Below are 12,552 nucleotides of genomic sequence, written 5' to 3'. Positions count from 1 at the left end.
TTTGAGTAGTGCTTCAAATTTTTCTGTTTTATCTGACTCCATGGCGAGTAGAGAGTGGTTCTGCGAAGGCCACAAAAAATATGACACTGTTTGTTTCGCTGGCTGATAGACAGATTAATCTGCTGGGGCTATCCGGCTGTTGAAGACACACTCCGCCTGCCCGGTATTGATAAGGGAGTAAGCCTGTCCAGTGAGGCGAATAATCTTCCTGAAATGTAATCTATTTTTTTACACAGGCCCTAGAGCGGGGATAATTCAGTGTTTTTCAGACGATCCCTCTGGGTAAGGTATGCGGGTCTTTGGGGTCTGCAACCGATCGGACCGATTGAGTCTTGTGTTGAAAAATGGCGGAGCGGACGGGACTCGAACCCGCGACCCCCGGCGTGACAGGCCGGTATTCTAACCAACTGAACTACCGCTCCAGAGTCGAGAGCGCGATAGTTTAAGGTATTTCGTGCTCAGGTCAACTAAAACCTTGCAACCAGGCGCGCCAGGCTTCAAACAGTTGTTGGTTGGCCGCACCGACCGCCATCTGCGGCTGTATTTCGGGATTTACCTGACTCTGCGCCATGGCTGTTGATTCGCCCAGCCAGAAGTGGCCGCCGGCTTCGCGAAAGATAAGCGTGCCAGCAGCATAGTCCCAAATTCTGGCACCGCCATGCAGATAGAGTTGCAGACGTCCCGCCGCAAGCCAGCACCAGTCGAGGGCCACACTGCCTATACTGCGTTGGGAGCGGTAGGGAGGATCGGTTGCCAATTGACTGGCAAGTGCAGGTGCGAGTCGCTTGAAATCGATCATTGCCACACACTCTTGCAATTGATCCAACGCACAGTTGATTGTCAGCCTGTCCTGATTCAGCCAGGCTCCAGAACCCTTTGTGGCATGAAAAAGCTCATCCCTCAGTGGGTCGTAGATGATTCCGATTTGTACTTCTCCATTGACCAGATAGGCCAGAGATACGGCAAAGCAGGGCATACCGGATAGATAATTTGCAGTGCCATCCAGTGGGTCAAGACACCAAAAACCCCTGTTTTCGTCACTTAATACGGCTGCCTGCAGGTCAGCCGGCATCTCCTCGCCCAACAGCGGAATATCAGGGTAGAGATGTTTCAACTGGGTCATTATACGCTGCTGCATTGCCAGATCCGCCTGGGTTACAAGGCTCCCGTCTGTCTTGATCCGGCCTTCGCAGCGATTGAATCGAGGTATCAGTTCCGATTGAGCGCTTTCAACAAGCAATTCACCTAATATCTCGATGTCAATGGTCATGGCTTTAGTTTACCTTCAATATCCGGTTTGCGTAATATCAACGCCAAGGTTGGATAATCGTGTCATAGTCGATCACAAGATGATCGGATGTGCGGGAGAGAGCATACAATGATTTTCGATGTCGAAGAGTCGGTTCGCAAGCGGGCCAAGACGCCTCATGAGCTGTCCATGGTGAACCTGGTGGGTTGTCATCTGATTGCGGCACCCGCGGCAATCGTGCTCGATATCGGTTTCTTGGGATTTCTGATACCGTTGCTGCTTTCATTCTCCGTCATCGGCTTTATCTGGTATCGTGCAAGCGTGGAAACAGCACCTGGAGACTGGTTCGCCGCCGCCCATTGGCGACTCTCCGCCAATCGTACCCGTATCCTGATAATCGGATATACCATCAGCGCCGTCATACTGGGAATGGCAATGCTTGCCACCAGCGGCAGCTCGAAAGGCGATATCATGATGGTCGCCATTACGCGTGTCGCTGTTGTGCCGACACTGATCACAGTCATGATCTGCTTTGTGCTGGAGTCGGGCTCCATCTATCAGGCAGGGAGAGGAGAGGTGCCTGACGGCATCGTCAAGCGCATGCCACCGCCTGAAACACTTTCCGTTTCGGAGCGTGCCGTGGGTCAGAGTTAAAGTCGTTGAAAAACGGCTATAACCATTGCCTCATATAAATTATCCGATATCGATTCCCTTTCAGTGGAACCGCTTTGCACAGTTATCCGCAGACATCGGTCTTCCATAGCGAAAACCCTGAGCCATACGATAATCTGATAGAATCAAATAGGTTTCCTGTTCGGGAGTTTCGACACCTTCCGCAAGCACTTCGATTCCCAAGCGATGCCCGAGATCCTGGACGGTTTGAATGATCGCCTGATTTGCCGAGTCAGTGGTAAGGTTCTGCAAAAAAATCTTGTCTAACTTCAATCTGTCTATCGGCAACTGCTTCAAACGTGCCAGGGAAGAGTGTTCGATACCGAAATCATCGATCGCGATGGCAATTCCAAGTTCCTTCAGTTGCTGCAGGATTTCGGCGGCAAGTTCGATTTGACCGGAGTAGGAGCTTTCTGTAATTTCGATTGTCAACCACTCTCCCTTGCAATTTGTCTCATTGAGCATCTTCTGAATCGAGTCGACGAAATCCTTGTGCAGTAATTCACTGGCGGAAATGTTCACCGCCATCGGCGGCGGTATCAGATCCATGCTGCGCCAGGACTGTATTTGTCTGCAGACATTCCGCAATACCCACTGTCCGATTGGGAATACCAGTCCCACATCCTCAGCCAATTCCAAAAAATGGGTGGGCGATACCAGTTCCCGGCCCTCTTTGTTCCAGCGCAGCAAGGCTTCCACACCGATCAGTTTTTTTGTGTGCAGCTCATACTGCGGTTGATACAGCAAGACGAAATCATCATCATTGACCGCGCTTTGTAGTGCTGTAATCGTATTCAACCGTTCTTGTATCATCAGTGTCATGCTGGGATCGTATAGTTGATAACTGTTCTGTGATTCCCGTTTCGCGCGGTACATGGCAGTATCGGCGCTCTGCAACAATAGTTTGCCGGTCCGGCCATCATTGGGAAAAAGGCTGATACCGATGCTGACGGAAGGGTGGAGGCGGTTACCCTGAATGATTACCCTCTGGCGTACGGATTCAACGATATGATCAGCCACTAATGTGGCATCGTCCGGACGCTTGATATCCGCCAGCAGGATCACAAATTCGTCTCCACTGATGCGGGAAACCACATCCCCCTTACGGACAGCCTTCAGCAAACGTTGTGCAACGATCTCGAGGAGTGTATCGCCTGCATCATGACCCAGACTGTCATTCACTTCTTTAAAACGATCCAGGTCAAGAAACAGCAGGGCGAGCATGGAGTGGGTTCTGGCGGCTCGGGAGACCGCCTGATCCAACAGCCGATTGAACATGAACCTGTTGGGTAATTGCGTCAGAGTGTCTTTTTCGGCAAGTTGTTGCAGTTGATGTTTATTACTTTGCAATTCATCCAACAACACCAGATGATCAGTGAGGTCCCTGTAGGTGATGATAATCCCCGTGTTGTTATTGCTGCCATCTGATAACGGGCTTGCCTGAAGTTCCATGCGCAACAGTTTATTCCTACCCTGCGGTATTTTGTGGATGCTTTTTACCGGTCTGTTGTTGGTAATCACATCACGTATCAATGATATCGGGGGAAGAATATATTTCTGAAACTCCGCCTCATCCATGCCATGATTGGATAAAGCAAGTTTATGTGCAGCCTGGTTGTGTAAAACCATTTTTCTGTCTGTGGTATAGACATACAGGGGGTCTGCGACGCCATCGATGATTGATTGCAGATTCGACTCATTCTTACGTAATTTTCGTAGGAAATTTTCGATCAATAACCAAGCAGATAGCACAATCAAAGTTACGATAACACCGGACCACCAGAGCTTTTCCCGGAAATCATCCTTCAATGCGGTAAGAAAGTTCCGATTGACATGGATTCGGGCGCTGCCAACCGGTTTACCTGTCTGTTCATTCAACAGTGCGACTTCTGAAACAAGACAGTTCTCGCAGTTAGACAAACCTCGAGCCAGTTCCAGCGTATCGAATTCCTTGGCAGCAGTTACAAGTCTGGTGCTGACCTCTATGCGTTGCACTATCGGCTTTTGCGTTGCAGGGTCTTGCAGTTGGAGTATTGTATCCATTGCCTGCTCCAATTCCTGCGAGTCGGATGGTGTTTTGTTGCTCAAAAATCTAGCCAGGATTCCAGCCTGGGCTTGTGCAAGTGTATTGGTTTGTGCAGTTAATCTGGGCTCCAGACTGAATTGCCAATAGGCTGTGATCAAAAGATTTAAGAGGATTGCCAAGGCTATGAATATGACTGCAAGCAGATGGCTGCGGGCCAGCATATCAAGATGAACTCTCAGGTGCTGACCTCTTTTCATATTAGGAAACAACCAGGCTGATACAACTTATCCATCCATGAGGTGAGGAAGGGGAATGTGACGTAGTTCACGTTTTACTGCATCCGGCAAAACATGAGTTTTGCCCTGTTCCAAATGGAAGAGTTGCGGAGCGACTCTGGATGAGTTTCCTGTGAGCCAAGCCTTGATTATCGGGTTCTGAGGATAGGCTGTGCGCGTATTGCTTTGCCGATCATAGAGCCATGATCGCAATAAAACTGAATTTGCGCAATGACGGCTGGTTGGAGACATAATTCCTTTTGGCTTTGGTTAGTTCCGCCTGGATATCGCGCTTTTTACTATGTCTGCCACTTTTTTACAAATCAATGAGTTTTATGGGATTTTTGATCACATCATAGTATCGAAACGGGACCCTTGTTGCCCGATAATAACCAAGTAAATTACTGGAGATAAATAGGGGGGTTGAGGCGGTAACTGATCAATCGATCAGCAAATAGATCAAAGAGGCGAAGAGGCCTGCTATCGGGAGGGTGATAATCCACGCCAAAATGATGCGTATGAAGGTGGAACGTTTGACGATTTCATAGCGGTAGAGTTTTTGTAGTGAGGAGCGTTTCTTTTTACTGAGTTTTAACTGTTTGTCTGAATCCAATTCCGCCAAAAGACGACCTTTTTCACTGAAACTTGCCCGATCGAATCGTTGGATAAAGGCCTCAATCTGAGCTTTATCCCGGCTTTGGTGCTGCTGCCTGAGGGTTTCCAGGAGAATGGCATAATTTGTCTTTAATATTTCGCGTAAAAAGCCGATACCGAAGACTGCACCGACAGCGGTATGTGTACTGCTCACGGGAAGGCCGAACTGGCTTGCAAACAACACTGTAATAGTGACAGAAGTGACAATGCAGAATGCCCTCACTTGATCGAGTTCAGTAATTTCGCTGCCAATCGTCTCGATAAGGCGCCTTCCATACAAAATCAATCCCAGGGGTATGCCAACCGCCCCGATCGACAATTCCCACAGTGAGAGGTCAGGCAGTGCGGTCTGGCTGTCTATCAGCGCCTCTTTGATCGCAATAACGGGACCAATGGCGTTTGCAACATCATTTGATCCGTGGGCGAAACTCAGAAGACCGGCACCGAACAATAGCGGGATATTGAACAGTCGGTTGACGGCGGATTTGGTATTGGGAAGTATGTCGGTACGCTGCACGATATGGGGTTTTATCACCATGTAGACACCCAGGCCTATGGCAAAACCACATATCAGCGCCGTAAAAAAATCGACCCGCCAACTCGCTTTGACGCCTTTGACCATCAGGTAAGTGGTGAAACTCCAGGCCATGAAACCGACCAGCAGCGGCAACACTTTTCCGGCGGCCCGTGACATCTTTTCCTGATAGGTGATCGTACGCTTGATCAGGTACAACAGGAGTGCGGCGATGATTCCACCCAGTATCGGTGATAAAAACCAGCTGACGGTAATAGAGGCCAAGGTGTGCCAATTGACGGCGGAAACTCCGCCAACGGTTATTCCCGCTCCCAGGACACCACCCACGATGGTATGTGTTGTGGAAACAGGCGTGCCTGTGAACGTGGCTAAATTAAGCCAAACAACTGTGGCTATCATGGCGGAAAACATAACACGTGTTATCGTTTCCGCATCACTCAGTTGATTAGGATCTATTATGCCTTGCTTTATGGTGCTGATCACCTCGCCGCCTGAAAGAAATGCGCCGGCAGCTTCAAACAGTGCGGCGAACAACATCGCTCCGGTCATGCCGATGACTGCGGAACCCACCAAGGGCCCGATATTGTTGCCTGCATCGTTGGCGCCGATATTCAGGGCCAGATAACCGCCGAGAATGGCGGCCAGTATCATTATCAAGCTGTTGTCGATGGTGCTGTAAATGAAATAATAACTGACGCCGATGGCGATCAGAAAGAGTAATGCGAGCGCGTGATTCGCTCTGTAGACAGCAGCGTTGTGTACCTTTGACGACATGCGTTGATTTGTCTGAAGTCTATGCGGTTCTCCAAACGCTAGGAGCTCTGCATACCACGAATAAATTCATCTGATTGTTTGATCGACTGGTTCATTCGGTTGATCAGGTTATTGATATCGGCCTTGAGATTACCGAATTCACCGCGCAGGGATCCGATTGCCTGGGCATTGAGGTTATGCTTCAGAAACAGCACATTATCACGGAAAGTATTGATTACGGGCTGCATACTCCGTTCTGCCTTCTTCATTGAGCTGAGCATGGTCTGATAGCGCTGTTTGGTCTGTTTGAGTTTCCTGGCGCTGGTGGCTTTCAGACTCTTGTTCTCATACAGGTCCAACTCTTCCTGCCACTCTTCAAACAGGTCTTCGGCCACCGATTCCACCTTGCTGATGCGTTCCGTAACCTCTGCCGCCGCCGCTTCACTGGCTTCAAATTCATGATTGAGGCTATCGTAGGCACGCTTCAGATCACTCTCCTCAAGATTGATGACAGAAGCGAATTGATCCAGTGCCGATTGAAACTGCTCCTGTGCCTCAGCCTGGGCGTCACGTGCGGATTCCACCCGGTCGACCATGATGTCGCGTTTGTGAATGCCGACCTTTTCCATGGTGTCGTAGTAGACGCTCGAGCAACCGGAAATAAGCGTTACCAGGCCTAATAAAGTGTAAAGGCGTATTGAGAGCATGTGAACAATTCTCCGCATAATCTGTTAGATTGTTCAATTCTGCCATAGAGTGATCGGCGATTGCGATATTTTGATATGTCAACATTTATTGCCGGTAACCGGCAAGATCCTCCTGTACTACTGAATCCCGGGCAGATAACAATAGGGGGGATGCATCGGCAATACGAAGATTCAGGTGTCTCAATGGTTGATATGGGTTGGATTGGCTTGTATGCAGAGCAGAGTCGTTAACAGCGGGGATCAAGGCAGTGCTGTATAGGCAAAATCTCCTGTTGGGAGCACTGTTCATACTGTTGTCTGAATTAATGTTCGCCTCGATGGGGGCGTCTGTAAAATATGTGACACAAACATTGCCCAGTGATATGGCGGTCTTTATGCGCAATCTGTTCGGGCTGGCCTTGTTGATGCCATTGGTCTGGAGTAACGGCTGGGTCAGTTTACGCACCGAGATCATCCACCTGCATCTGTTGCGATCGGTCGCCGGTGTTTCAGCGATGTACTGTTTTTTCTATGCCTTGGCCAACCTGCCGCTGGCGGACGGTATGTTATTGAAGATGACATCGCCGCTCTTTATGCCGCTTATCGCCTGGTTCTGGCTCAGCGAACCTCTGCGTCAAAGGATACTGCTGGCCATCGGCATCGGTTTTATCGGCGTGATTCTGGTGCTTAATCCGGAAGGGGAGTTCAACCGTATAGCACTGATCGGTTTGCTGGGAGGCGGTTTTGCATCCCTGGCCAAAGTGACGCTCAGGCGTCTTGGACGCAGTGAACCCTCAGTACGAGTGGTATTCTATTTTGCGCTGCTAAGCAGCCTGATTTCATCGATCCCCATGTTCTGGGGCTGGCGGCAGCCGACCGCGGCCGAATGGGGCTGGTTGGCCTTGATCGGTCTATTGGGCACCCTGGGTCAGTTGATGCTGACTCGCGGTTATGCCATCGCATCCGCGGCCACGGTAAGCCCCATGACCTACACATCCGTATTATTCGGTGCCGGATATGGGTATCTCTTCTGGCAGGAGACCTTGACCGGGCAGTTCATTGCAGGGGCGTTGCTGATCGCCGCGGCAGGCCTCCTGGCAATAGGTTTTCGTGAGCGTATCGATGACACCCTGGTGAGTGACCCGACCCGGCCCTAGTATAGGACACTACACTCGCGTTCCAGGCCTTTGTATGAGTTAGCCGCGAATGAACGCCAATCACCGCACAATTAGCACGAAATAGTATGAGTGATTGAGAGGTAATCGCCTGCATTCCCATGCAGGAATGAGATGTTTACGATTCAACCGGAGTGATATCCATTTGCGTTCGTTTGCGGTGATTGGTGTTCATTCGCGGCTTGCTGCTTTAAGGCTGTATCCCAACGGACACTAGGTTAGAATGGCCGCATGTCGATGAACTGGACTCAATTACTTTCTCACAAACGCCTGGGTTCGAGCGATCACTCGACTGCCAGCTCCACGCGTACTGATTTTCAGCGTGATCTGGACAGGATCGTCTTTTCCTCGGCATTCAGGCGGATGCAGGATAAGACGCAGATCTTTCCCCTCTCGAAAGTCGACTATGTCCGTACCCGTTTGACCCACAGTCTCGAGTCTTCCAGTGTTGGCCGGTCACTGGGTACCCTGGTCGGGGAACAGATCATCGCCCGCCACAAGCTCAAAGAGAATGAGGCCTCGGATTTTGGCGATATCTGTGCAGCTGCATGTCTGGCCCATGATATCGGTAATCCTCCGTTCGGCCATTCCGGTGAAGATGCAATCCGGCACTGGGCGGAGAATGGTGAATACGGTAAACAGCGTGTTGCCGTATTACAGGGCAGCCAGCGCGAGGACTTCCTCAATTTTGAGGGTAACTCGCAAGGCTTTCGTGTCTTGACCCGGCTGCAGAACAGGGATAATCACGGAGGACTGCAACTGACTTGCGCCACACTTGCGGCATTTACCAAGTATCCCCGCGAATCGTGTATCGGAAACGGGCGTTTCCAGGGTGTCGGTGCGAAAAAACCGGGTTTCACAGCGGAGGACCAGGACCTCTTCAGCGAGGTCTCCGAGACAGTGGGGTTGTTGCGCCGGGATCCGGTGTTGGCTATCTGGCATCGACATCCACTGGCGTTTCTGGTGGAGGCGGCCGACGATATCTGTTATCGGGTCATCGATATCGAAGATGGCTATCGCCTGGGACATCTCAGTTATCACGAGGCGATGGAGCTGTTCAGTGCTGTATTGCCTGATTCGTCGTCACGACATAAACGCCTGAACCGCATAACGGGGGATAAAGAGAAGATCGAGTTTTTACGGGCCAAGGTGATCAGCCAGGCGATCAGTGAGATTCTGCACTGCTTTCTCGATCATGAAGAGGCGATGCTGGCGGGCCAGTTCGATCTGCCGTTAATGAGCCAGATTCCACACCGTGCCGAGATGGACCGTCTGATAGAGGTTGCGCATGAAAAGATTTATATCGCTCCGGAAGTGATCGAGATAGAGACTGCCGGTTTTCAGGTAATCAGTGAACTGCTGGAGCGTTTTATCCCTATCATTGATGATGTGGCGGCCCAAGGTGAGCGCGCCAGCCCGCGCAGCCAGATGATGATTCGACTGATTCCGGAACAGTTCGTCGGGCCCCATGGTCAACCGGCCAAGGATCACTACACACGTTTGTTGCGTTTGACCGATTTTGTCTCCGGAATGACTGATTCCTATGCGGTTTCACTGTATAAGAAGGTAACAGGCATCTCACTGCCGGGTTGATACTTATAGCTGTCTTGTATCTTATACCCCGGGCTTTGATGGTGATCCGGTAATTGCCTCGTCTAAAGGCAGGGTGATGAGAACCCGGGTTCCCATGTTCGGTTCGCTCTCAATATGCAAGCCTCCTCGATGCGCCTCGGCGATGACACGACAGAGATAGAGGCCCAGGCCATACCCACCGGTCTCTCTTTGGCGTGCCTTATCGACCCGGTAAAAGGGCTCTGTGAGATGTGGCAGGTGTTCCTTCGGGATACCTTCACCCTGGTCCTTAACACTGACTCGCCAAATCCGGTCGCTAATCCGGCTGTCGATCCGCACCGGTTCACCGGATTCAGGTGTATGTCTCAGCGCATTCTCCAGCAGATTTTTTATCAGCAGACGAATACGTACCGGGTCCAATTGAATCGATACACTGTCGTTTTCATGTTTACAGCGAATGGTTGCGGTGGAGAAGTACTGCTGAATGACGGAATCGATGATCTGTCCGGGATTGACCGGCTGTAGATCGAGTTTGGCATGCCTGCTGCCGAGGCGTTCAGTCTCCAACAATTCAGCGAGTTCCTGCTCCAGCAGCTGCAGATCTGCAATAATCCTGTCGCGGGGTTCACCGGCCTGTATCAATTCAGCATTCAGGCGTGCACGGGTCAGCGGGGAGCGAAGTTCATGGCTGATGGCCAATAGCAGTTGACGCTTTGCCTCCATCATCGCCTCGATATCGTCCGCCATGGTATTGATGCTGTTGGCCAGATCTCCCAGCTCATCCCGGCGTTTTATGGCGATACGGTGGTCGAGTTCACCGGAGCCGAATCTGGCTACACTCCGGCCTATGTCCTGTAATGGTTGAAACAGACGCTTTACCAGATGGTAGGTGAGGGCAATGAGGAGCAATACGGTAATAATTGTCACTCCGATCACCAGTGCCAAGGAGCCATTATCCAGACGCTTCCGGGTCATCAGCAGAATGGTACTGTCGTTATCCTGCAGACGCAGCATAAATCGATGCTCGTCATGGTTGATTTCGACCAATCGGCCGGTGCTGAGAGAGTGGGAATGAAACACCAATCTCTCTGTATTGACGATGCCACCGTTGTTGGACCAGGTCTGACCCTTGGCCTGGATCTGAATATCGATTTGCAGGCGTTCCGCCAGTTTTTCCGCGGCTATGGGATCGGGTGGGGAACCGATCTCTTTTACCAGGTGTTCGATATATTCCGACAGATGGGGTTCTGCCAGGGAACGAAACTCTCCCTGGATGCCGTATCGGAATCCTGTTCGCACCGTCAGCGCGACCAGGATACTGACACAGATAAACAGTAAGATCAGGCGGCCGCTGAGACTATGTCGTCTGTTCATGTTTCAGGGCCCACCAGGCGGTATCCGGTTCCCCATACTGTCTTGATATAGTCAAGCGGTTTTAGTTTTTGCCGCAGACGGCTTACCAGGATATCAACGGAACGGGTATAGAGATCGGCCTCTATCCCTTTTACGGCAGTCAGTATTTCGTCACGGCTGTATACCCGGCCCGGATGTTGCGCCAGCAAGGCCAGCAATCGATATTCGAGGGTTGTGAGATTCAGGCTTCGCTCCTCGATAAAGGCATCCTGTCGCACCAAATCGAGTTTTAGTGCGCCAAGCACGATCTCTTGCTCCTCATTCGGTTGTGACCGGCTGCGTTTAAGGATGTTCTGTATTCTGGCAACCAACTCTCTGGGTTCGAACGGTTTAGCCAGGTAATCATCCGCCCCCAGTTCCAGACCGACAACCCGATCCATCACTTCTCCCCGCGCGGTAAGCATAAGAATGGGCAGGCTGCTCTGTCTGCGGATGGTGCGGCATACTTCAAAACCATCCATCTCCGGCAACATGATGTCGAGAATCACCAGATCCGGATTTGAATGCTCAATGCGTTTCAAGCCTTCGGATGGGAGCGTAACCGCTTCCAGCTCCAAGTCATACAGGGAGAAGTACTCTTTCAGCGGTGTGGCCAGTGCCTGGTCATCATCGATCAGCAAGATGCGGGGCATCACTAATTCCAGTACTCGGTTGATTGTTTAAAAAATTTGAGATTGATTTCAGGATTCTGCTATGTGTGATGATCAATCAAGATTCAGTCTGCCTCCCCCCCTGTGAGAGGAGGGGGCATGGCTATTCACTCCTGTGTCAATTGCTTACTATCGCCGCAGGCGAACTTGCAATGACGACGTTCACGGTGATGCATGATCATCGATTGTAGTTTATCCCGTTGGCTTTGATTGAGATTATTACTGAAATCGGCGAAGGCATCTATGACGTCGGAACTGAGACTGGCCAGTTGAGCCTGTTTTTGCATCAGCAGAGTGCGGGCCTTTTCGCGATCAAATTCTGAGCTTTCAAGCAGGTCGATGGCTTGATCCACATAGGTCGATCTATCCCTCCTCAATTCATTTGCGCTGACTACTATCTGATCTTTGAGTTGAGCAAGATATTGCTGCTGAGAGTCGTCGAGATCGAGTTGCCTGCCGATACGGTCCGTCATCCAACCGATACGCCCTTCAGGTCCGGCGCAATAACCTTTATAACGTGCAATTGCCACACCGCTGATCAGCAGCGCAACCAATACGACAAGTGTGATAATTAGAGTCTTTCCCATGATGATCTCCTTGTATGAACGATAGTGTTGTCGGACGGGTTGTCCTTGAGATCGAGTGTGCACCGCCGGGTAAAGAAGATCCTCTCACGGGTGTATCCACTTGTAACAAGATGTAACCGCAGCTGGGCTGTGAAAAAGCCCATGCTTCAAAGCGAGTCCAATGATTGTTATTATTTATCTTAATAAACAATAAGATACATTGATTTATTAATGTTTAATATTTGGATTGTATAGTGCTTCTGCCACTTATTGGATCATGGCTATTTCAGAGTGGCGCTATTTTGCCGACAATATACTTATTAGGC

Annotated in this window: 10 protein-coding genes and 1 tRNA gene; 3 read left to right on the top strand and 8 right to left on the bottom strand. The window is 50.5% G+C overall.

Features of this window, described 5'->3' with window-relative positions; genetic code table 11:
- Positions 1 to 345: 345 nt before the first annotated feature.
- Positions 346 to 422, bottom strand: a tRNA-Asp gene (locus tag AB8516_RS05835).
- Between the two features lie 41 nt (positions 423 to 463).
- On the bottom strand, positions 464 to 1,270 hold the full coding sequence (locus AB8516_RS05830) for an inositol monophosphatase (RefSeq protein ID WP_369158944.1): 807 nt from the start codon (positions 1,268 to 1,270) through the stop codon (positions 464 to 466).
- A 108-nt stretch (positions 1,271 to 1,378) separates the two neighbouring features.
- Between AB8516_RS05830 and AB8516_RS05825 the strand changes: the two genes are divergently transcribed.
- Positions 1,379 to 1,903, top strand: coding sequence for a hypothetical protein (locus AB8516_RS05825; RefSeq protein ID WP_369158941.1), 525 nt, complete (start codon positions 1,379 to 1,381; stop codon positions 1,901 to 1,903).
- Positions 1,904 to 1,963: 60 nt separating this feature from the next.
- On the opposite strand, the gene AB8516_RS05820 is transcribed toward AB8516_RS05825, so the two are convergent.
- The 3 genes from AB8516_RS05820 to AB8516_RS05810 form a co-directional block, all read right to left on the bottom strand.
- Positions 1,964 to 3,964, bottom strand: coding sequence for an EAL domain-containing protein (locus tag AB8516_RS05820; protein ID WP_369158939.1), 2,001 nt, complete (start codon positions 3,962 to 3,964; stop codon positions 1,964 to 1,966).
- Between the two features lie 697 nt (positions 3,965 to 4,661).
- Positions 4,662 to 6,185 (bottom strand): inorganic phosphate transporter, encoded by a 1,524-nt coding sequence (locus AB8516_RS05815; protein ID WP_369158937.1) that lies wholly within the window; start codon positions 6,183 to 6,185, stop codon positions 4,662 to 4,664.
- Positions 6,186 to 6,223: 38 nt separating this feature from the next.
- Positions 6,224 to 6,871: a DUF2959 domain-containing protein gene (locus tag AB8516_RS05810; RefSeq protein ID WP_369158935.1), complete on the bottom strand. Its 648-nt coding sequence runs from the start codon at positions 6,869 to 6,871 to the stop codon at positions 6,224 to 6,226.
- A gap of 248 nt (positions 6,872 to 7,119) precedes the next feature.
- Between AB8516_RS05810 and AB8516_RS05805 the strand changes: the two genes are divergently transcribed.
- Together AB8516_RS05805 and AB8516_RS05800 are read left to right on the top strand one after the other, a co-directional pair.
- Positions 7,120 to 8,007, top strand: a complete 888-nt coding sequence (locus AB8516_RS05805; RefSeq protein ID WP_369158933.1) for a DMT family transporter — start codon at positions 7,120 to 7,122, stop codon at positions 8,005 to 8,007.
- Positions 8,008 to 8,256: 249 nt separating this feature from the next.
- Complete coding sequence (locus AB8516_RS05800; RefSeq protein WP_369158931.1) at positions 8,257 to 9,618, top strand: deoxyguanosinetriphosphate triphosphohydrolase; 1,362 nt, start codon at positions 8,257 to 8,259, stop codon at positions 9,616 to 9,618.
- Between the two features lie 21 nt (positions 9,619 to 9,639).
- Here the strand turns inward: AB8516_RS05800 and AB8516_RS05795 are convergent, their stop codons facing one another.
- From AB8516_RS05795 to AB8516_RS05785, 3 genes are all read right to left on the bottom strand, one after another.
- Positions 9,640 to 10,971 (bottom strand): sensor histidine kinase, encoded by a 1,332-nt coding sequence (locus tag AB8516_RS05795; protein WP_369158929.1) that lies wholly within the window; start codon positions 10,969 to 10,971, stop codon positions 9,640 to 9,642.
- Positions 10,968 to 11,642 (bottom strand): response regulator transcription factor, encoded by a 675-nt coding sequence (locus AB8516_RS05790; RefSeq protein ID WP_369158927.1) that lies wholly within the window; start codon positions 11,640 to 11,642, stop codon positions 10,968 to 10,970. Before AB8516_RS05790 ends, AB8516_RS05795 begins: the two co-directional genes overlap by 4 nt.
- A 125-nt stretch (positions 11,643 to 11,767) precedes the next feature.
- The gene (locus tag AB8516_RS05785) at positions 11,768 to 12,247 is read right to left on the bottom strand and encodes a Spy/CpxP family protein refolding chaperone (RefSeq protein ID WP_108295484.1); all 480 of its coding nucleotides are present in this window, start codon (positions 12,245 to 12,247) and stop codon (positions 11,768 to 11,770) included.
- Positions 12,248 to 12,552: the final 305 nt, after the last annotated feature.

It is taken from the genome of Candidatus Thiodiazotropha sp. LNASS1, assembly GCF_964212655.1.
In the GTDB taxonomy this organism is placed as follows: Bacteria; Pseudomonadota; Gammaproteobacteria; order Chromatiales; family Chromatiaceae; genus Thiodiazotropha.
This window is presented reverse-complemented; position numbering and strand designations above follow the sequence as displayed.